Below are 20,578 nucleotides of genomic sequence, written 5' to 3'. Positions count from 1 at the left end.
GATGGAGCAGCTAGGTAGCTCGTCGGGCTCATAACCCGAAGGTCGTAGGTTCAAATCCTGCTCCCGCAATAATTGGCTCGGTAGCTCAGTTGGTAGAGCAATGGATTGAAGCTCCATGTGTCGGCGGTTCGATTCCGTCTCGCGCCATAAATTTATAATCGGAAGGGTAGCGAAGAGGCTAAACGCGGCGGACTGTAAATCCGCTCCTTCGGGTTCGGGGGTTCGAATCCCTCCCCTTCCATAACCTTTACGGGCATAGTTTAAAGGTAGAACTAAGGTCTCCAAAACCTTCAGTGTGGGTTCAATTCCTACTGCCCGTGTTTAAATATGGCGGGTGTGGTGAAGTGGTTAACACACCAGATTGTGGCTCTGGCATGCGTGGGTTCGATCCCCATCACTCGCCTATTTATTATTATTGGGGTATCGCCAAGCGGTAAGGCAAGGGACTTTGACTCCCTCATGCGTTGGTTCGAATCCAGCTACCCCAGTTAAAAACTTGAGCCGGCGTGGCGGAATTGGCAGACGCGCTGGACTCAAAATCCAGTGTCCGCAAGGACGTGCCGGTTCGACCCCGGCCGCCGGTATTGCTTAAGTTTTAGAAACGTTGTCTTATCAGCGTTTCTTTTATTTTTGGTCAACTTTTGGTCAACTTTACACTTTTTCATTTAGCTGAGACAATAGATTTCTCACTTTATTATTCTCTTCATCTGCTTTTTCTTTGATTAAATGTCCATAAGTTTCTGTTATTTCAGTTATATCCTTATGACCCATAAGCTTTGAAACAGCCCAAATATCAATCCCCATTGCTAAAAGAGAGCTGCAATAACTATGCCTTAACCCTGTACTTGTCATATTTAATGGTTTAATATTCAACTCCTGGAGTATATTTTTAAGCCATTTATTCACCGTATTATTGCTACTTATACCATTGAATAAATCAAAAAAAACTACATTGTCTGGATTCTCTAGTCCATAGAATGGCAATAATTCTTCTTGGATATTTTTCAAATTTCTAAGGATTTCTATAACTTTAAAGTCAACTGGAATAAATCGGATAGAGTCCTCAGTTTTAGGCTTTGTCCATCGTCTTCTTACTGTATCATAACGACGATAGGTACGGATACCTTGACGCTCCCAGAGAACACAATCCCAACTCAATCCCGAAACCTCACCAGCTCGCAAACCTGTCTTTAGTTGCACATATAGCTGGAAAGGAACTACAGATTTTCTATAATCCAAGTGTTCTTCAAGATAAAATGCTAAACGTGCATAATCTTTTAGACTATGGATATACCTATCTTTCTTCCCTTTAGGAGAAGGTCGCCCAGACAATATAACTCCTTCAGCAAAATCATGAATATTAATCTTATCCCTTTTTGCAAAAATAATGACTTTCTTAATTTCAGAGTTTAAACGGCTAACATTATCCCGACTATTTGTTCTAGCATAAACATTTATAATTTCCTGGTATTCACTTGATCGAATATCACATACCGGTTTATCCTGAAAATACTTCTGTATAATCTTCCCACGGAATCTATGTTTGTTTAAAGCAGATTCTGATTTTCCTAAAGGTAGAATCTGTAATTCAAACCAACGCTCCCATAACTGATACAGAGTAACTTCTCTATCAACGACTACTCCATTTTTTACTTTCATCTCAAAAGCAAGAGCTTCAATCTGAGCTTCTTTCTTTGTCCGAAAACCAGAATTAGATGCAATCACTTTCTTTTTACTGTCAAAGACCCTATAGTCCCATAATTTCTTCTTACCTCGCTGTCTATATGATATAGCCATATTTACCCCTTCCTAAAAAAGCGATAATCAAGACTTTGTCCCGACTATTATATCATGCTCCAATAAGAATTTCCCGAAAATTCTTTTCAAAGTATTCCTTTGTTTTTGAAGCTAAAAATAAATATTTCCCACCCTGAGCGCTTGGATACTTAACAAAACCTTTGGGATTTTGTTCAATATCAATTTCCTGCTTAATCGATGGCCGATAAAGGATATGTTCAATTAACCAAGGACGACTAACTGAAAGCAGCTCCAAAAGCTCATTCATAGTCATATATTTTCCTTTGTTAGCATTCTTTTTCAGCTCCTCATACTCTCCCTTTTCAATAATGACTTTATCTTCTGGAAGAGCAATAGTAATATTTTCTAAATTAACAATCAATTTATTCATAGTTTGTCTCACCTTTCACAAAACAATAAGCAAGCCTATTTCTTAGACTTGCTCATATGTTGCTTCAAAAATCTTTTCCTTGACAGTCCAGACTTCATTGTCATTTCCAATGATGAGATAATCACCAATCCCAAAATTGAATTGACCTTCAAGGGTCTGAACAGTCAAGTTATCAAGGTCTAATCGCTCCTCCTGTTCCAGCCATTCTTTGTTTTCAGGAACAATCTGAATAGCATAAGCTGGAATCGGACGCTTCACATATTTAGAAATTCCAAGAGATTCCGCTTTTTCTTTAGTTAATGTTTTCATTTTATTTCTCCATTTCCATTTTTAATGTCCATCCACATACCAAAACTGCTTAGCCGTATTGGCATCGAAAACCCTGTAGCCCACTGTCATAGCTGGCACCCCAACAACATTCATTTCAGAAATCAAGACTGAACCGTCAGACCTAACCTCCTCACAAAATGCCACGTGGCCATAAGTAGGATCAGAGCCAGCCTGCCCCTGGACAAACGAGACAGCAGTATGCTTCTTAGGCGTATGACTAGATTTATAACCAGCTTTTTGCCACCACTGACCGCCATTTCCCATGAAAGAATCAAACTGGATACCGAGCTGTTTTGCCCTATTAAACACGTACCATGTACACTGGCCTGCTGGATAAGAGCCACTACCATCATAAGCATGACCGTCATACTGGCTGATATTCCCCCAGCCCTCTGGTACAGCTACCGAGCTAGAACCTGTATTATTTTCCTGATTAAAGGTTGCTTGGGCATCCTTTAAAATATCATAGATAACCTCCGCCCATTGTTCAATATCACTGACTTTGGTCTGAGAATCACTGATTGCTACTCCCTCATAATATTGCGACCAATCTCGGGCTGCTTGCTTAGGATCTGTGCTAGGTCCAACCTTTTCGACCACTTGGGCATAAGGCCCCTCTAATTCAGCACTCATCAGGTCTATTTGGATTTGCTTATCTAGCTTTTTTTCTTTGGCTTGGGCCCAGCGATCACCATTAATGGTACTGGACCACCCAGACCACTGATAGAAACCGGCGACACCACCACTAGGATTAACGGCTGTATGATCAAAGCCGCATTCCCGATAAGCTACAGCCAGACTGCCACTTGTCCCCTGTAAGGTGAAGTGGTGCTGGTTCATTAGCCGGGCTCCAAAATCTAAAGCAGTCTGTGCATTTTCTTCACTCAACTGACGGCCCGTCTTCTCTGTAAATTTCTGGGCAAACTCTTGGGCAGAAACAGAAATCCCTCCAGAAGTAGCCGAATAAGTTTGAGAATCAACTGAACCACTGCCAATCACCAGAAAAACAAGAGTAAAGAAAAGAACTGAAACAGTCCCTAACCCGATTAGTCCTCGCTTAATTGCTTTCATTTTACCCCTTTCTCAAATAATTCATCCGCTGGATTATTTTGGTGTTGCTGCTTTTGCCATTCTCGTTTCAACTTCGGTGCTGACAAACGCTCTTTCCAATCATTCTTAAATCCTGGTTCCATATTTCTACGCCTTTCATCTCGGAAACGGTCAAAATTGATAGAATCTTGTCGCCGCTTCTCTGTACGCTCCAAGCGCTCTTGTCTACGGTATTGCCGCTCTTGATGAGCTAACTGGACAGGTGTATCTGTATCGCCAGCCAAGTCATGGACCTTAGCTCTGAGAGACTCACCTTTTGCAGCTGCAAACAAGTCCTGTAAGCCTTCTGCTCGATCTTGCAACTGACGCTTGAAATCTGCCCTCCGTTGTTGAGACAGTTGCTTATCCAATGTGTCTTCCTTGCCATATCTTAAGCGGTCATAGGCTTGTACTGTTGCATTTTTACCGGCTCTAAACAAGGTACCCAAGGACTTTTTAAAACTTGCCTGAGGAGATGCCACAGGAATAGTATCAGAGGAAAAGTTAGCCGGTCGAACAGTTTGACTAGGTCCATAGCTTTCTGTAGCTGTAGAAAGTTTTGGCATAGAAAAGCGATCAAAGTTAAACTGAGCTTTCTGAGCCAACTCCTGAGCAGAAATGGTTCCCTTGACAAAGAGACCGCCCAACAGGTGACGGCAACGATAGAGAACAATCCAAATCAGCCCTTGAATAATAGCAGACCAAAAATAAATATCGTTCATACCGCCAGCGGCACCTTCGACCAAGCCATTGACATACAGAAAAGCTCGCACAAAGAAGAGACCAAGACCGCCTAATAAGGCAAACTGCATCAGTTTCTTACTTGCGTTGCCAAGAACTTGTTCAAAACCTGGAATCATGGCGATAAAGAGCAAAATAACCGAACAAACAATCATCAGTAAAGCAAGATATTTAAAGACAATTGAGATTAACCCAATAACAATTAAAGCAAAGCCAATAACCAGCGCTTTTATAAAGGCCGCAAAGGCTGTGAAAATCTTGACACCAACCGAACCAAAGGAAACTTGTTCAATTTTTTCATTTCCCTTTGCAAAATCTTCAACTTTCTTTGGGTCACCTTTTGTTATAAATAGATCTTTGACCTTGTCTACTGGAATGTCGTCTTTATTTGATGATGTGAAATTAAGGGCAAGAAACGGTTCATAAACAAGCTTGTCGAAAATTGCATTCTTAACTGAGTCAATATTATTTTTCCCATTTTGACTAGACAAGGTTGCATTATCTGCATCAATAGTATCAAATCCTTTTATAGCAGTAGAAGTCATATCTTGTCCCAGTCCGTCTGCCATCTTAACTAGGACTGAAAGATTATAACTTGCAGGTACCTGGGAATCACCATAATTAGGCTGAAAGTATGCTGGCTGATAAAGTAAGGCCGCCACAAACCAGACCAAAAGAAAGCGGAAAGACCAAATAGGAAACCGGCGAGTTTTGAAAAATTCTGTCAGGCCACCAAAAAGAGCCAATCCATAAACCAGATATTTATAGTCCGTCATGAAAGTATTGAAAAAGTTAGCCGAGAAACCAACAACCTTATCTAGCTCTTTATAAGTGTTCGCTGTAAAAACCTGTTCCAAAATGATGATAACTAAGCAATAGATTGCTTTGACCAAGAAAAAGATTCCTTGAGCAATTGCATTGACGGCTTTAGGAAAAAGATCATCAGAATTAAAGAAGCCACCTTCTACATAAATGTAAGAAGTCAGCTTAGACATATCTGCTGGATTGACTGTTTCTCTGGCATTGTCCAGGTATTCCTGAGCTTCCTCCCGTGCTTTGGCATCATCTAGCTTACTTCCCACTTGTTCATTGTAGTTATTTTGAGTTGTTTTCAGCCCCTGAATTTGAGAAGCATCTTCCTTGTCCTTGTTCTGTTCAATATACTTATTAATATCTTCTATATCTTCCCCAGCTTTTTTAATATCCTTGGTAGAAGCATTTTTGTTCTTAAGGGTTTTGTCAACATTTTCAGCTTTCTTTTGAATAGATTGATAATCGTCATCTTTTTCGATTTTTTTTTCGTCTTTTTTCTTTTTTTCCTCCTTTTTCTTTTTATTCTGAGCCTCTCTAGCCTGCGCTTCCTGTATATTAGGAGGAGCATATCCAGTATTGGAATTATTCTGTGAAGTGTTCGTATTAAATCCGTTGGCTCCTGGTTGAGGAGCTCCAGTTCCAGTATTAGAAGCAGGAGTATTTGTATTAAAATTATTTGCACCTGGCATCGGAGCACCGTTGGCATATACAAGAACTACGGGAAAACAAGTCAAGATAAGAATGAAGAAAATCCATTTCATCCGTTTCTTGTTCATTAAGCTACCTCCTCTTTTTGATTTTCTTGGTTGCGAACTGTTCTGAAAAGTTCGCTAACTTTTGGGAAGAATAGGCCATCAACGGTAATCCGTTCTACCCGACCGTGCGTATCTTTCATGAGACATTGAGCCTTGGTCAAATTATCAAACCAGGCCTTACTATCTTCTGTCACCTCCACTTTGAGACGAGAGAGGACCTTTTCAGCAGATCCAGGAGTATCATTATGGAAACAAAGATAAGTTCCAAATGATGTTGCTTCTCCGTCTGCTCGGTTGGAATCCTCCGGCAGTTGAGAAGTAAAAACATAGAAATTATTTTGAGAGCGGCCAACCCGTTTGATTCGGTCCTGGAGGCCTCGGCCATAAGCTGTGATACTCAATACCCAGGCTTCATCTTGACCAATTACAGTTTTTTGTCCGTAATCTCGTTCACCAAATTTAATACAAAAATCACCCAAAGCATAGAGCACCGCCATAGCTTTTCTATTTTGTAAGGTCAATTCTGAGTGTTCATCTGCTGGTAAATCCAAATGCGCAATTTCCAGAATCGTATTACGAGCAGTCAGGTCAACGGCTGAATTGGTACCGTATGAAAAGACCAAACTCAATACAGAAGCAGTCACTTTTTCCAATAGATTCTCAGCTGTCTCTCGGACTTTCTCAACATCAGATTTCATCAATTCTTGAATGACGGACAAGGTTCCTACTTTTTCACCATTGGCCCGTTTGGCCGCAAAGACCCGAATCATCTTAGAAAGTTCAGTCTCAAATTTATCCTTACCATCCAGAGGCATGAATTCGTTGACCATTGAAAGAATCAGGTCCTTTGCCTGCTCCCCGCTTAAAAAGACCAATGGATCCAGCACTCCATGATTTTCAGGTTTTGTATAATCCAAAGTCACAAAGTGGATGCTCCGGATATAATCCTGAATTTCTGGATAGATATCCTTTTCTTCCAGCTCCTTCAAAAGTTTGTTATACCAGTAGCGCTTTTCCATTTTCGGATCAATGTAGAGCGTTTGGCAGTTCAGCAAACTAGCATAATAGAAAATGTAAGAAATGGCAAAAGTTTTCCCCTGACCAGTATCACCTGTAACAGAGATATGCGGATTATCGGTACTTTTTCCCTCTACCTTTTCATTCGCCTCCAGAATATTGACAAAGACCGGTTTGTCAGAAGCGGCTATGGCCTCTTCATAACGACCGTGCCAAGAGCTCAGCTGACTGTCAATCATCCCAAAGTAAAAGCCAGTATCTTGACCAACTTTTTGAGTGACAAAAAACAAGTCTTCTGCTAAAGCTCCGACTTCATCAATTTGGATAAAGTTTTTATCCTCGGATTGAAGCAGTTCTCCAAAGCGATTTTTGGCAAACAGATATAATTGGTAAGGAGTGGCCCGAGAGATTTTGATTTTACGACTTTTCATTTCTTCCATCAGCAAGTTAATTTTCTGCTTTAAAACCCTCAAATCGCTATCAAAAACGACCAAAGTCTGCAGGTAGTTAAGAATAGGAATACCATCTTCAATTTTAGATTCAATATCCTCTACCAGGTATTTACTCTGGCCAACAGAATTTTTCTGTACACTATCTGCTTCTGCAGATTCTGTCTGAGCCCCTTTCAATTTCAAGCGGACATTGCGGGCCTTGGTCCGGATATTGTTAAAGGGCAGCCCCTTGACCTTGGCAAACTTAGCCTTGGTCCAAACTTCTACCGGAAACCCTAATGACTGCGCTTTTTCGATAAAATGCAGATAGGAGGCATTTTCTGGCTTATAAGCCACTGGAAGAAAAGCAACATATTGAGAGCCTTCTTCATTTTGGAACTCCAGAACATTAATACGCTTGTAATCAATATTCTTGTCTCCCAGGTTATCAATCCAATTTTCAACCAAATTCACTTCATATTCTTTATCAACGTTCAAAGAATGTAAATATGAATAGCGATTAACAAAAATCGTCTCTCGAGTTGACAGCCGGCGATAATCGAGCAGGGACAAATCTTTTTCCAGTTCTGCCCGTTGTTTTTCGTACTTTAATTCCCACCCTTCCATTATGCTTTTTTGAAGCCCCAAGCTCTCTACCAGAAAATCAGAAGCTGTATTGATAGAATCCTTGATTACTTCTTTTAAGTCCACGGAAATAGTAAAAGATTTCAGAGGAATACTGATAAAGTAATGATAGTCGCATAATTCTTTAGATGACAACAGATAATCATAGGACTTTTCAAGGACTGAATAGGCCATAGCTTCGGTATCGATCGCAAAGTTTTGAGAAAGCTTCTGAAATTTTTTTAGTAGGTCTTTTTGAAAAGGAAGCATGACAATATCCACGTCGCCATAGTTTTTAATATTAGTTAACCAGGCTTCAACAGATGCCTTAAATTTTTCCTTTTTGGTAAAGTCTACTGGATTAATGTCTTGGGGATTGACCTCATACAAGGCAAAGACACTGCCATCTTTTTTTAACATCAGGTTATCAACAATATCTACAATTTCATTCGTTAGTTTCACTCAATTTCCCCTCTTTCTTTAAGATATAATCTGGTTTGTAATACAAAATACCATCATTCAGATATTTCAGCTTACGTTTTCGGCCATAAACCCGATAAAATTTTAGATAGTCACGGATAAAACGACTGATTTTCTGCTGCTCAATCGTAAAATCAGATAGGATAATCCCTGAACTCCAAATGATAGGTGTCCCAACCCCAATCCAAAACGGCATAGGAATTGGAATAACTTTCGTTACAAAATTTGAAAATAGCCAATAATAAGCCAAAAACAAAAAAGCCGTCCAGCCAAGTGTAGACAGCTTGATTGCGTTAGGCAGAGAAAAACGATCGGAAAATTTTTGAATCCAGGTTGGCTGCTCAAAAGCAGAGCGATAGTGATATAATCGCTTATCTTTTTTCTCAAATGCCATTGCCTCACCCACCAATCTTGAAAAGATTAACCAGTGTAGACAAGATTTCAGAGACTTTGTTCAACACCAATTCTGGTTGGTAGCAGAAAAAAGCGACGGCCAAACCAATTCCAATAGACTTCAAAATTTTTCCGCCGGACCGATCTGTTAAAAATGTAACAATACCAGCTCCTGCACCAATTCCAAGGGCACCCCAAGCCCCTACGTCTTTCAACAATAAAAGGATAACTTCTTTCATTCGTTACCTACTCTCCTTTACTTCATTTGTTTTTGGTATTTTTCAGCAATCCCATGCTCAAAACTTTGAACACGGAACGTATCATTTTCTTTATCTACTTTCAAAGTGACCACAAAATTTTCTTGATGGGACAGCCCCAAACCGTCCGTAAAGGTAACTTGCAGTACATCCACTAGCTTATCTTTATGGTCCTTATCCGTAATAAAGTAAGAATAATCAATAGATGTCAGCTGGTAACCTTCCAAGGGCTGAATATCCTTTGAAAAAGGGGTTAGCTGTGTTTTATCACCGCTGGTATAAGCTGTAAATAGAGCTTTGACATACTCTTTGGCTTTGTCAAACTCTTGTTTACTGTCCTGCTGGTCTTGCAAGTGGATGCCAGCTTTCACATATTTGGCCGTATAAGAATTTTCCTTAGTGAAATAAGGCAAGTCTGAAACATAGAATTTATTATCCTTAACGGCATAAGGAATATGAAGCAAGCCATAGTTTGATTGCCATTCCTCCCCTGCCTTAACAGAATAAGTGACCCGATAAGTCGCTAAATTATCTGTCACCTCTACTAAGGTAGCACCTGTTAGCTGACTATCCATTCGGTTGTTTTCTGTGTTTTTAATATCAATGCCTGATCCATAGTATTCCTTTAGTTTAGCTTGATTTTCAGCACTATTCTCTGAGAAATAAACATTTAAAAAGTCCATCATAAAGAGACTGACTTGGTTAGAATAGGTCCGAGTGTTTTTGTTTGTCACCTGAATTTGGTTTTTATCATTCCTCAAACTACGAAAGGTGTTGGAAACAATGGTTAGGGTTGATAAGAGTACGACCCCAGCCACAAAGCCCAGAAGCAAACGATTAGCCGCCTTCTGACTGATTCTCCGAGGTTTGAGCTCTACCTTGCTTTTGTTTGGTTTGGGAAACTTTACTTTCCCAACCTCCTTTTTTAGTTGAGAAAACCATTTTTTTACATTCAAATTTATTCTCCTTTACATATATTTTCCACTAAAACGGACATTTTTAAAATTGTCTGCTAAAACGGAAAGTTAGTTAACGCTAGGCCGGAACCAGGTTAAGAACAAGCTCATCGTAAGCCTCAATGTCGCCCATCACGGCATCCATCTGTTGCTTCGTAATCCTAGTTTGATCTACATATTCCTGTAGTTCCCGGAAGCACCAATAAACCGCTTCGCCGTACGATAAGTCATCCTCAATCAATTCCCCGTCATCACGCCAAACTGAGTAAGGATTTTCTTCTTTCGAAAAATCCTTATGAATAGTGTAAACAGGCATGCTTACCTCCTTTCTTCATTCACATGATACATAGAACCCTTTGCTGGTATTAAGTACCACTCCCTGATCTATATAAGCCTGGATGGCCCTAACCCAGCTGGAAGCCTGGAAGAAAAATTCCACTACGCTATCCATATCAGCCCCCTCCAGGAGCTGCTTCATCAAAGCAGTCTCATCTTTAGAAACAAAGCGGTAGTAGTGGCTCATGATAAAGCTGGGAGATTGATGATGTTTTAACATGTGTTGTACCAAGAAATCATCCCCGTCGTACAACTCCAGGATCACTTTTTTTAAAAGATAGGCTTCCTGCAGGGACATGATTGAATCAACTTCCCAATCAGAAAAGCCACAAATGAAAAAGGAATCTTCCTTAATTCCTCTTTCTTCCATTCTGGCCAATACCGCCTCTTTACTGAATTTCATCAAATCCAACTGGCATAAAGACCGGCTATTGCCATCCGTCAGCACCCGAATATTTGCAATCATTTGTCCTCCTCAGTCATTCTCCTTTCATACTGTAAAATTTCTTCCCAAGTCAACCATTCAGGCTTTTCACCCTCTGGAAATTTCTTCCACAATTTTTTCATTTCCGCAATCTGATCCGGGACATTACCAGCCCAAAGATGCCCCTCATACCGATCGCCATAACCTAAAAAATAGTCACAGTCTGTCTGTAATCTACTTAACATCATATAATCAAAATGATAAGGATTTTGGCGGTTTTTGTAATCTTCCAAGTAGGCTTTTAGCTCAGATAATTCCAAAAAACCGTCCAGACCGTAACCAAAAGTATCATCTTCCTCTGGCAAGACATAGAGTTGGCCTTTGAAAGATTCTGTCACTCCGATTTTTTCCAAAGCGCTAATCTGAAAAGGCAAGGGGAAACGCCCCCTTTGTCCCGTCTCCGTATTTGTCACAATCGCAAATTCCATGTCACCGACTCCTAAACAAGGGCCGCTAGTCGCTTGCCAGTACCGTACATGCTTTGAGAAATGGTGTTTAATTTCTCATTTTGCCTGTAGTAGATCCGCAGTTGAGTCTGGATTTCCCGGATCTGATCAATCGGAAGGGCAATCACCATGTCCCCTTTTAACTTACTGTTAAGCGTTCCTGCAATCGTATAGGCTTCCCGGTAATTGTGAGCAATCAATAGTTCTGAAAGCTGGGCTGTCAATGATAAAATTTCTTTTTCCAAAGTTCCTTGTGCCATTCTTGTACCTCATTTCTAGTATTTTATCCATAAATAACTATCTTATGGATGGGCTTCTAATAATGAATTCTTTTCCCATTTCCTTTATGCTCCTTTTTTCTTTAATTCAAAAATATAAGCCTTATATATGACATTAAAAATATCCGCCACCAACTTTTGCGGAATATTTGAACGCTCATTATAAGACTTGGAGAAATTTTTCAAAGTCATTTCTGGCTTAATAATTTCTTTTTTTAGATTAAGATAGACATTACTTGCAAATGTCGTCCTCTTTTGCAAAGGATAGTCATAATTGTTGTACCTAGTTAAATTTTTATATGGAATTTTGAAACCAATAATATCTTCAATATACGGCCATAAACGATCACCTGCAGGGTTTTCAATGACCCAAAACAGAGGATTGTAACGCTTAATAATTTCAATCGTATTAAAAACGGTCAATTCTCCATTGATTCGTTTCAAGAACTGGTGCTCATATCGGTAATTGATAGGAGCTTTTTCATAGTCATCATTGGAACGAATAGTAAAAGGAGATGGCTGCACCTGAGGAGCAAATAGACTGTCTGATACATCATTTCGTTTCCAACAGGCATTACCCTGATCCATAGCGGAAGCATTAGACCAACTCTCACAGGGTGGACTGGCAATAATCAAATCAGGCCTAGGTAACTGATCCAGCGTTTCAAACATCTTATTATCTCCGAAAAGCCGTCCATAATCCGCAAGATCCAGACTAATAAAATGCTCATTCTTGCCTTCAATGTCTATCCCAACAGGATAAATATCAATGTTTGTCTCCTTGGAATCATTTAGAGCCTGAACACCTTTTGTATAACTGCCATTGCCACTGTCAAAAAGCGCCCAAACTGTCATTTGTTTCATACACTCCCCCCTCTGTCTAACTGCAATCGACCCAAACCAGAAACTTTTAGAAACTCTCTCAGTTCTGAGAGCAACCGACGAATCATTCTATGCCTATCAATCGTTATTCGCAAAAAATACTCTTGAACAGATTCCTCATAGGAGAAAAGAGAGAGAAGCAGCTCCTGCTTTTTTTCCAAAGCTAGATCATCCAGCGCCTGCAGGTAAGCCCGTGTTTGGTTCTTGAATTTGAGAGCAACCGCACGATCATTCAGATAGGCAGAAGAATAACGCTTCTGACGTAGAAGATTTAGCTCCTGGCGCATTTCCTGATACTGAAAACTAGAAACTTCCGGCTCATAGTATTCCCGATTAGGAATCGCCAGGACCACATTAACCAACAAGCCTGTATAATTGCCATAAGCTTCATAGTATGCTTTTAAATAAGCCTCAATCATAGGACCGCCTTTCTTACTAGGTTTTCATAGGAATCCGCATAACCTTCCTCCTCGATTAGAGAAAGAAACTGTTTCTCATCATCATCTGAAAGCACCGCCTCCCGGATAATCTGAGATAATTTTTTGACCCCTCGGATTTCCTCCAACATCAAGACCCTTTTTAAGGTACGGGCCACACTCCGCTCAATCCAACGATATTCCTTGACTCCTATTTCACAAAGCTCAGGACACATGACGAACTTAAAAGCCTCATAGGATCCCATCAAGGCATACCAATCCGAATCCAACTGCCGGCCGCCTCTGGTCTGCTTATAGACATGGATTTTATCATTGATTAGACCAACTGCTCTGCCGGCCACATCAAATTGATAACTTTCCGCCCACTCTTTCACAAACTGGTTAGCCGCTTCATCATTGAGACGGACCTCATACCGATTTTTAAATTGGTAATACTCACGGACAAACTCCACAGGCACATCCAACTTACCCGCTTGCTCCAGGTCTTTCTCATAAAAGTTGAAAAAGACAGGAGAATTTCTTGACCCAAAATAAAAAGACTTGCCTTGAGACTGGCTTCCAGATGACTTATCTACCAACTGGAATGATTTTGCTTTTGTCTCAATCAAGCCTTTATCGTAACGGTCTTTTAAATCAGGCAGGGGATAGTTGCCCTCTGGATTGTATAGCTCATCTAAAGCGATATCCAAGCGGGTAAACTTCAAAAAATCCGCTGCAGCTTCTGGAGAAGCCGTAGATTTTTGGGCAAAGCTGACGCAAGAACAAACAAAATCCTTCCAGTCTCGCTTTTGTTCTGTCTGCAGGTAGTATTCAAACTGACGGCAGCCAGCCCCCGAAAACTCTACCAAGGTTCCCATGTGATGATCATTCTCTGACCAGTAAATATTGATATTTTGGAACTCAATCTTATAATGATAAGAATAAAGGCCCTTTTTTTGTTCGGAAAATTGTTTTTCCCCCAGGCGCAATACCTTATCAATAATGGTCTTATAATCTAAGGTTTTAAATCGAACCCGCAGATAGTCAATCTTTCCTTCTAACCGGGTTCCCTTGAGTTTCTGCTGGTTGAAAAATAGCCGCTGAAACTTTTTCTGGGAAACCTTGGGAAGTTCCCGCTCCCCAATCTCGATTTTCTTATAAGTGTTATAGTTTACATCTAGGAGCGCTGAAAATTCTTTCAGCGAAAAGCCCAGGTGTCGGCGGATTCGCTTCAATTCTTTGTAATCAAACATAGTCCTCACTTTCTTACTAATTTTATCAGCTATTTAGGGCGAAATTCCTTGAGCTGACACTATTTTTCACACTTTCTTGTACCTACCCCTACCCCCGTATTACCAAACGGGGGTAGGAAGGTTTCAGCCTGCCCTGGGCAGGCCTCACCACTCCGGCTTGTGCAGCCGTGCGGACGTGCTTTCCCGCCCAGGCGGGCACTGCACTCACTGCACAGCACCGGACGCTAATTCCTCCTGACGGTCCACTATCCGCTTGACAACGACCTTATAGGTGTCATTAGTCAACTCTTTATCCGCCATAATCTGGACTAACAAGTTCTGGACCTGGTCAGACAGGGCAGCACCTGCAGAAGATTCCACCTCATAGCCGTTTTCTACCAGTAGTTCCATGATTTTTCTGGCCGTAGACAAAGGCAAATCATTCTCTTTAGCAAAATCAGCTAGGCTTGTTTGTTGAGCCATAGCCTCAACTGGCAAACTTGGGAGTCCTTCTTTGTTTTTTTCTAAAGGATTGAAAGGATTGGCAATTCTAGGATAGGCTTCATAGACATCATAGAAATTAAAATCCTTAGTGACCAATGGGCTGTAGTACTCCTGGGCCAACTCACCGACAACGGCCGCATAACCACGGTAAACCCGCTTACCGGCTAGGCGAGTATAATTTTTAAACCGTTTGTTTTTATTCTCATCCCCGAACATCATCGGATACCCAGTATCACTGAGTTTTCCGATTGAGATATGGAACATCATATTGTCCCGAATGATAGTCGGGAGATCCTGAGCGCTAGGTTTTTGCATGAGCTTAATCAGAAAGACCCCGGCTTGCCGGCCCTGTAAAATCAACTGCTTGTCTGCAGCCATAAAGCGCTCCCTTAATACATAGTTTCCGCTCTCCATGGAAGCAACCAAGGAATTAAATTCATCACAGAGAATAAAATAAGGCTCTAACCCATACTTATCAAAAGAACCCAATTCTTTTTCTCCCCGTTCAGCGGCCAGCTTCCGCATGGTAGCCATCCGATTATGCATAATCTCTACACCATTTTCAAAACACGATACAATCTTTTCTGTATCGTAATGGATTCTGCCTTTCAAAACCTCCAGGTTTTCCAAGGGAACAAAATCAGCCCGTTTGGGATCGCAGGCATCCACTACACCAATTTTGAGCAGGGCAATGAGGACGGCACGGATAAAAGTTGTTTTCCCGCCGCCAGTTCCTCCAGCAACAAGCAAATGGGGGGATTCAACAAAATTCCACCATAGATTTTTAGCCAGTTTGATTCCTTTTTTGGGATCATAAGTGACCTCGCTAGCATGGATCCGATTGAGAAAGGCAGCATAGGCTAATTGATAGACAACAAACTTTTCCCCGTCTACCTTATCCATAAAATCCATAAAGAAGGCTGTTTCAAACTCTGAACCCAAATTCAGAAACTGCTCTTGAAATTTATTTCCCTGGAGTTCCAGGGAAATAAACAACTCATAAGACTTCTGTTTTACATAGACTTTCGGAAAGGCAATTTTTCTTTTTACCCCCTTTTCTGTCTTTTTTTCCTTCTCTATATAAAAACTATGATCCTTGAGAAAGCGGGCCATGATATACAAGCGGATACACTTCTTGTAAAAGAGAAAACGCTCCTCAAAATAACGGTGTAAGAATCTTGTTAAGAACGGAACCAGCAGTAGTAAACTACCAAGAAAGACCAGGAGCACCTTATCCATATCCATCAACCGCTCCAGGTTACAATAAGCCAAAAAAGCTATCCCTGACAAAAAGATAAGACTAATAAATCCTTGCAAAATCGCATTAATCTTCAACATCCAGGGACGAATCTTCACCCCTCGATAGGTCAACACCTCACGAATAACCGATATTTCAGACACCCCCTTTCAGCAAGAAAAGCCAGTTTTAACCAGCTTTTTCTTCCTTAGGTGGCTGCTTCATGCCCCCCAGGCGCTCATATCCATCAACCCGCAAAGAGAAACCAAAATCAGTGATCTCTTGACGGTTGTCCCCAAAGCCAACCGCATTAGGAAAGTTATAAATGAAAGGAGAAGCAGCGCCAATAATCTGGATCTCTGTCATAAACGGCAGTTCTTCATAGGTTTTTCCTAGAGCTAATTTCAGCTGTAGATTATCCCCGATTTTGTCAGAATACACGATTGCATGGGTAACTTCCATTTCATCCGTCCGCTGACCGTCCTTAAAGACCGGTCGCTTTTCCAGTGAAAGAAATTTCAAGTTTCCGAGATTGGCCCGGACATCATAAACAGTACCTTGATTAAATTTATCCACATTAAAAGTCATTTAATATCACTCCTTTTCTTATTTTGCAGGTTTAATCCGATCAGCAGTAAAGATAATTTCCCGCTTGGTCTTGCCCCGAGATTGAACGCTGCCAACCGTCATTGTCAGATTTTCCAAAATAACCTTAGTCAGCTTGTTAGGGACGAAACTATTATCCAAACCGTTTACACGGACCTGCACATCCTGTTGTTTTTCGCCGCTTACAGTGAAAATCCGGTAGGGATCAAACATTGTTCTCCCACTTGGGACCCGTTCGGTTACAGTTGGAACAGCATAGACATCTGCTCCAATAACTTCCTTTGCCTGAATTGGCAATTTTTGTAAATCAGCCATTTAATTTTTCCTCATTTCTGTTTTTGTTTTTTTTATGTGATTCTGAATAAAAAATAACTGCAGGAGCACGAGGCAATTTCATAGTCTTACTCCATTTCTAATCTAAAATACAAATTTCTTTTCTTTTTGAATTATAGTAAGCTCTCCCGCCAAATAAATTCAAAAAGTCATTTAGTTCTTCCAAAGACTGGAAATTCATCATAATATCAATTTCATCAATTTCGTAGTGATATTTTTTGAAAATTTCAGCATGTCTTGCAATACTTTTATGAGCATTAAACATACTTTTATTAAAAATTACCGCATATTTCATTTTCAAATCCCTAAATATTCTTTCTTCAAGAGGCGCTGATAGTCATTCTTGCAGTCCATCAGACGCTTAGAAAAGCTATCATGGCTATCATGACGACTAAAAATAGTTTCCATTTCGCCCAAGCTTGCACGATAACATGCTTCACAGCGTGTCCAATCATCCCGATACATCCTCATAGAAAACTTGAAATTTTCTATGATTCCTTTAAATCGTTCTTCAAAATAGTCCATCTACTAACTCCTTTCGATTTTCCAATGTTCCTTTTCAATAATTCGCTGATAGGGTCGCATTAAATGAGTTGTGACAATCTTATCTTGTTTCAAAGATTTCTCATTCAATCGATTTAATTCGTTCAAGCTAGACTTGCACAACCTTAAGAGCATCAAACGATCCGCAGCATATATCTCGAAGGAAAATAAAAAGTTATCGAAAATTCTTCGATAACCCTTTCTATAATATTCAATTACTGCATCACTATAGTTCATTCCACTTTCATTTATACCCCTTTCACAAACCTACAAATTATCATAATCATCAACATAAAAACAAAAACAGAAAGAGAAGTAGCTAGTAGTAACGTTCCAAACATAAAACATAATCCTTTCTTTAGCATGTTGTCACCTCAATCTTTCCACATTACAATATTGGTCCATTTAGCTTTTGTTTTTAACAAAAATCGCATCATTCCTATTTGCACTTGGCCGCCATAGATAATAAATTGACCGTCTTCTATATACATTTTCAAATATTCTCGGTCAAATTCAGGTAAGTCAGCAGCAAAACAAATATTTGATTTCTTCTCCATTTTCACAATGATAAAGCCACGATCAGAAAAATATAACCCCACATCATTGTTTTTACTACGATTTTTCAATACACTTAATAACAATTGCTTTCGATACCAATTTAAAAACCACTTACTCATGGATAAGCCTCCTTTCTATTAAGATAGTCAGCAATCATCTGCTTAAGAAAACAGAAAAAGCAAATTACTACGAAAGCAATTTGCCTATAATTTTATTTTTAAATTTTCCATTTTCCTAAACAGATGACTAATCTATTTAGTATATGCTCATATCTTCGCATATTCATTCTTCACCAAAAGTCATACTCTGGCTACCGCCCACGCAGCATAAAGGTTGTTGTCTCACTCCAACAGAGCCTCTGCCTGCGTCTCCGACCCACTAGGGCCAGCAGTTCCTGATGATTCATCCAAGCCAGCTCATCAGGCTAAAAGCTGGTGCGTGTGTTCCTAGATCCATAGGACCTAGAACAGCTCCAATCCCTCACTTTTAACCTGATTAGCAAACTTGACAAATTGTTAAGTTTACTATATACTAAAATTGCAACGTTTTAGTGTGTTTGGTCATCTGAAAGGATCGTCAGACGCACTTTTTATTAACTTTTCAAAGATCTAAACAAATCTATATATCAAATCTTACTGCTCAATTTTTTACTTATCTAATAATAACTTTGGGTAAGAATTTGATTAGATTTTATATCCTATCGGATATATTTAGTATATAACCTTTTGGATATATTGTCAAGATTTTTTTGAAAAAAATTAAAATATTTTTTAAAAGAGGTTATCTCATGTTTCCAGAAAGACTGAAAGCTCTGCGTTTAGAAGCAGGACTTACACAGAAACAAATATCTGAAACACTTGGAATAAATCAGCCGCAATATGCTAGATGGGAAAAAGGTGGGCGTGAGCCTTCCAAGGAAACACTCCAAAAATTCGCTGAACTTTTTAACGTTTCTGTAGACTATCTTTTAGGGAACACTGATGTAAAAAACCAGCCTGAATCAGCTTTAGAATCTGCAGAATTCATGTTTAGAAAAACTGTAGATGACTTTAATCTGACAAAAGAACAACAAGAGCAATTTAAAATTGATATTAACAATTTTATTGAAATGCGCAGAAAAGCCTTTGAAGAAGATAAGAATCAAGAATGAATCCCATTTATAGAAATATTGCCGACTTTGCTAGAAAAGAAATTTATCAATTCATCAAATTACATAATATTTCTTTACTCAGCTATTCCTTTGAAACGTACTTTCAAGCGATGAAAGAAAAATACAATTTCAAGGTTTTAGAACATCATATTGAAAATGATCTAATCTCAGGTATTACTATGATTGATTCCCAAGGAATTTCTATCTCTTATGAAGAAGATTGCATCCAAGAGAGACAGAATTTCACAAAGTGTCATGAATTAGGCCACCTTGTTTTAAAGCATAATGGAAATTTTTTTACAGAAAGTTTAGCAAATAAAACCACTCAGGAACTAGAAGCAGATTACTTTGCTTCTATTATTTTAATGCCAGACATTGTGCTCCTGACTAAAATTTTCTACCAAAAAAAATCTTATCAAGAAGTCATGCACGACCTATCTGTTTCAAACAAAGCCCTAGAAGTTCGATTAACTCAATTATTTCAGCACTATACAGATATAACCTATCCTAAGGCTAAAGGACTTGTCACAAGCTATAGATCTGGCACAGCCGCTAAACAAAAGTTTTTAACACTTTTGGATGTTATCAAAGACAATATCATCAGCAACTATGAAAAAATTCAAGTAGCTGCCACGGACAGACTAAAGCTATTGTTAGATAAAAAAGACTTTGTTACTCACAAAGAATTACCAGAGCTTAAAGATCAATCCTTTTGCCAAAAAGTAAGAAGAATATTCCCCGATATTAAGACCTGGTCCAAATATGACCGAGGTAAAACTCTCTGGTATGCCTGGAATAGCAAAAAAATGACTGAAAAAGAAGTTCAACGAGCTGTCAATTTTGCCTTATATGATCTACAAAATAAAAACGACTAATCTTTACTAGTCGTTTTCATAATCCCATTCAGACATTTTTTTAGCCTTCTTATAAATCTCTGAACCCTCTTTCACGTATGAATCATTATTAAATGTTAAAACACCATCTTTTAAAACATAAGGATATTCATGTAAATTTGTTTCTTGAACTTCAATCACCTGTTTTTCAGTATCTACACGCCACATATCCCCCTCATTTTCGTCACCGTTTTTTACCCAATAAGCATCTTTAAATAGAGCCGTTTTCCCATCAACTTTCAAGATATTATCTTCAATGACTGTGTTGCTATTACGGTGATAAACGTAGTAAGTACCATCTAAGCTATTGCCCAAATTGGTTACCCCGCCAGTACTATTAATGATAATCAAATACACAACAAGAGCTACAGCTGCAATACCTCCAAGAATACTCCAAACAAATTTTTTATTAAATAATTTTTCTTCCATCTCTCCACCTCCATGTTTTCTATAGATATTATACCATAAAATAGATAAAATAAAATGTATAATCCCAAAACTATTGCATCTTATTTTATCCATTTTGAAAAATTTGGTCACCCATTTGGTCAACCTTTATTATTTCAATACTATCAAGAAAAAGACAAAGCCTTGATATATCGCTGG

Annotated in this window: 25 protein-coding genes and 7 tRNA genes (1 of these 32 only partly in view); 9 read left to right on the top strand and 23 right to left on the bottom strand. The window is 39.3% G+C overall.

The window, feature by feature from the left end; all coding sequences use genetic code 11:
• The 7 genes from J1C91_RS10930 to J1C91_RS10900 form a co-directional block, all read left to right on the top strand.
• Positions 1-69, top strand: a tRNA-Met gene (locus tag J1C91_RS10930); it begins 5 nt to the left of the window's first position.
• 5 nt (positions 70-74) lie between these two features.
• Positions 75-147 (top strand) — tRNA-Phe (locus tag J1C91_RS10925).
• A 13-nt stretch (positions 148-160) separates the two neighbouring features.
• A tRNA-Tyr gene (locus J1C91_RS10920) sits at positions 161-241 on the top strand.
• Between the two features lie 8 nt (positions 242-249).
• Positions 250-320, top strand: a tRNA-Trp gene (locus J1C91_RS10915).
• A 10-nt stretch (positions 321-330) separates the two neighbouring features.
• Positions 331-403: transfer RNA gene (locus tag J1C91_RS10910), tRNA-His, on the top strand.
• 13 nt (positions 404-416) lie between these two features.
• Positions 417-488: transfer RNA gene (locus tag J1C91_RS10905), tRNA-Gln, on the top strand.
• A gap of 12 nt (positions 489-500) precedes the next feature.
• Positions 501-584, top strand: a tRNA-Leu gene (locus tag J1C91_RS10900).
• A gap of 67 nt (positions 585-651) precedes the next feature.
• On the opposite strand, the gene J1C91_RS10895 is transcribed toward J1C91_RS10900, so the two are convergent.
• From J1C91_RS10895 to J1C91_RS10790, 22 genes are all read right to left on the bottom strand, one after another.
• Positions 652-1,797, bottom strand: coding sequence for a site-specific integrase (locus tag J1C91_RS10895; protein ID WP_125337913.1), 1,146 nt, complete (start codon positions 1,795-1,797; stop codon positions 652-654).
• Between the two features lie 52 nt (positions 1,798-1,849).
• Positions 1,850-2,188, bottom strand: a complete 339-nt coding sequence (locus J1C91_RS10890) for a DUF771 domain-containing protein (protein ID WP_061595053.1) — start codon at positions 2,186-2,188, stop codon at positions 1,850-1,852.
• A 42-nt stretch (positions 2,189-2,230) separates the two neighbouring features.
• Complete coding sequence (locus J1C91_RS10885; protein WP_125337912.1) at positions 2,231-2,497, bottom strand: hypothetical protein; 267 nt, start codon at positions 2,495-2,497, stop codon at positions 2,231-2,233.
• A gap of 21 nt (positions 2,498-2,518) precedes the next feature.
• A complete protein-coding gene (locus J1C91_RS10880) occupies positions 2,519-3,589 on the bottom strand; it encodes a phage tail tip lysozyme (RefSeq protein ID WP_125337911.1) in 1,071 nt (356 codons plus the stop codon).
• Positions 3,586-5,937, bottom strand: a complete 2,352-nt coding sequence (locus J1C91_RS10875) for a DNA-binding protein (RefSeq protein WP_125337910.1) — start codon at positions 5,935-5,937, stop codon at positions 3,586-3,588. The genes J1C91_RS10880 and J1C91_RS10875 overlap by 4 nt, the downstream gene beginning before the upstream one ends.
• On the bottom strand, positions 5,937-8,450 hold the full coding sequence (locus J1C91_RS10870) for an ATP-binding protein (protein ID WP_125337909.1): 2,514 nt from the start codon (positions 8,448-8,450) through the stop codon (positions 5,937-5,939). The genes J1C91_RS10875 and J1C91_RS10870 overlap by 1 nt, the downstream gene beginning before the upstream one ends.
• Positions 8,434-8,862 (bottom strand): TcpE family conjugal transfer membrane protein, encoded by a 429-nt coding sequence (locus tag J1C91_RS10865; protein ID WP_061592364.1) that lies wholly within the window; start codon positions 8,860-8,862, stop codon positions 8,434-8,436. Before J1C91_RS10865 ends, J1C91_RS10870 begins: the two co-directional genes overlap by 17 nt.
• Positions 8,863-8,866: 4 nt before the next feature.
• Entirely contained in the window at positions 8,867-9,100 is a 234-nt protein-coding gene (locus J1C91_RS10860) for a TcpD family membrane protein (RefSeq protein ID WP_002927209.1), read from the bottom strand.
• 17 nt (positions 9,101-9,117) lie between these two features.
• Positions 9,118-10,074, bottom strand: coding sequence for a conjugal transfer protein (locus J1C91_RS10855; RefSeq protein WP_061592363.1), 957 nt, complete (start codon positions 10,072-10,074; stop codon positions 9,118-9,120).
• A gap of 79 nt (positions 10,075-10,153) precedes the next feature.
• Complete coding sequence (locus J1C91_RS10850; protein WP_125337908.1) at positions 10,154-10,390, bottom strand: asparagine synthase; 237 nt, start codon at positions 10,388-10,390, stop codon at positions 10,154-10,156.
• 15 nt (positions 10,391-10,405) lie between these two features.
• Complete coding sequence (locus tag J1C91_RS10845) at positions 10,406-10,876, bottom strand: hypothetical protein (RefSeq protein WP_061592361.1); 471 nt, start codon at positions 10,874-10,876, stop codon at positions 10,406-10,408.
• Positions 10,873-11,322, bottom strand: a complete 450-nt coding sequence (locus tag J1C91_RS10840) for an LPD11 domain-containing protein (RefSeq protein WP_061592360.1) — start codon at positions 11,320-11,322, stop codon at positions 10,873-10,875. Before J1C91_RS10840 ends, J1C91_RS10845 begins: the two co-directional genes overlap by 4 nt.
• Positions 11,323-11,333: 11 nt before the next feature.
• Positions 11,334-11,600: a hypothetical protein gene (locus J1C91_RS10835; RefSeq protein ID WP_061592359.1), complete on the bottom strand. Its 267-nt coding sequence runs from the start codon at positions 11,598-11,600 to the stop codon at positions 11,334-11,336.
• Positions 11,601-11,684: 84 nt separating this feature from the next.
• Positions 11,685-12,473, bottom strand: a complete 789-nt coding sequence (locus J1C91_RS10830; RefSeq protein WP_125337917.1) for a DNA methyltransferase — start codon at positions 12,471-12,473, stop codon at positions 11,685-11,687.
• A 5-nt stretch (positions 12,474-12,478) separates the two neighbouring features.
• Complete coding sequence (locus tag J1C91_RS10825; RefSeq protein WP_061592357.1) at positions 12,479-12,919, bottom strand: hypothetical protein; 441 nt, start codon at positions 12,917-12,919, stop codon at positions 12,479-12,481.
• The gene (locus J1C91_RS10820) at positions 12,916-14,169 is read right to left on the bottom strand and encodes a replication initiation factor domain-containing protein (protein WP_061592356.1); all 1,254 of its coding nucleotides are present in this window, start codon (positions 14,167-14,169) and stop codon (positions 12,916-12,918) included. Before J1C91_RS10820 ends, J1C91_RS10825 begins: the two co-directional genes overlap by 4 nt.
• A gap of 204 nt (positions 14,170-14,373) precedes the next feature.
• Complete coding sequence (locus J1C91_RS10815) at positions 14,374-15,897, bottom strand: FtsK/SpoIIIE domain-containing protein (RefSeq protein WP_185776934.1); 1,524 nt, start codon at positions 15,895-15,897, stop codon at positions 14,374-14,376.
• A 181-nt stretch (positions 15,898-16,078) separates the two neighbouring features.
• Positions 16,079-16,477 carry a hypothetical protein gene (locus J1C91_RS10810; RefSeq protein WP_061592354.1) on the bottom strand — a complete coding sequence of 133 codons (399 nt, stop codon included), beginning with the start codon at positions 16,475-16,477 and terminating at the stop codon, positions 16,079-16,081.
• Positions 16,478-16,495: 18 nt separating this feature from the next.
• On the bottom strand, positions 16,496-16,810 hold the full coding sequence (locus tag J1C91_RS10805) for a hypothetical protein (protein WP_061592353.1): 315 nt from the start codon (positions 16,808-16,810) through the stop codon (positions 16,496-16,498).
• Between the two features lie 97 nt (positions 16,811-16,907).
• On the bottom strand, positions 16,908-17,123 hold the full coding sequence (locus J1C91_RS10800; protein WP_061592352.1) for a hypothetical protein: 216 nt from the start codon (positions 17,121-17,123) through the stop codon (positions 16,908-16,910).
• A 2-nt stretch (positions 17,124-17,125) separates the two neighbouring features.
• Positions 17,126-17,353 (bottom strand): hypothetical protein, encoded by a 228-nt coding sequence (locus J1C91_RS10795; RefSeq protein WP_061592351.1) that lies wholly within the window; start codon positions 17,351-17,353, stop codon positions 17,126-17,128.
• Positions 17,354-17,745: 392 nt separating this feature from the next.
• Entirely contained in the window at positions 17,746-18,048 is a 303-nt protein-coding gene (locus J1C91_RS10790; RefSeq protein WP_125337906.1) for a hypothetical protein, read from the bottom strand.
• A 668-nt stretch (positions 18,049-18,716) separates the two neighbouring features.
• Here J1C91_RS10790 and J1C91_RS10785 point away from each other — a divergent pair.
• Together J1C91_RS10785 and J1C91_RS10780 are read left to right on the top strand one after the other, a co-directional pair.
• Positions 18,717-19,079, top strand: coding sequence for a helix-turn-helix domain-containing protein (locus tag J1C91_RS10785; RefSeq protein ID WP_061592347.1), 363 nt, complete (start codon positions 18,717-18,719; stop codon positions 19,077-19,079).
• A complete protein-coding gene (locus tag J1C91_RS10780) occupies positions 19,076-19,954 on the top strand; it encodes an ImmA/IrrE family metallo-endopeptidase (protein WP_125337905.1) in 879 nt (292 codons plus the stop codon). Before J1C91_RS10785 ends, J1C91_RS10780 begins: the two co-directional genes overlap by 4 nt.
• 6 nt (positions 19,955-19,960) lie before the next feature.
• Here the strand turns inward: J1C91_RS10780 and J1C91_RS10775 are convergent, their stop codons facing one another.
• The gene (locus tag J1C91_RS10775; protein ID WP_061595057.1) at positions 19,961-20,494 is read right to left on the bottom strand and encodes a hypothetical protein; all 534 of its coding nucleotides are present in this window, start codon (positions 20,492-20,494) and stop codon (positions 19,961-19,963) included.
• Between the last annotated feature and the right edge of the window lie 84 nt (positions 20,495-20,578).

Source organism: Streptococcus sanguinis, from assembly GCF_050222175.1.
Lineage (GTDB): Bacteria > Bacillota > Bacilli > Lactobacillales > Streptococcaceae > Streptococcus > Streptococcus sanguinis_M.
Note: the sequence above shows the minus strand (reverse complement) of the source record. Positions and strands in the feature narration are given on the sequence as shown.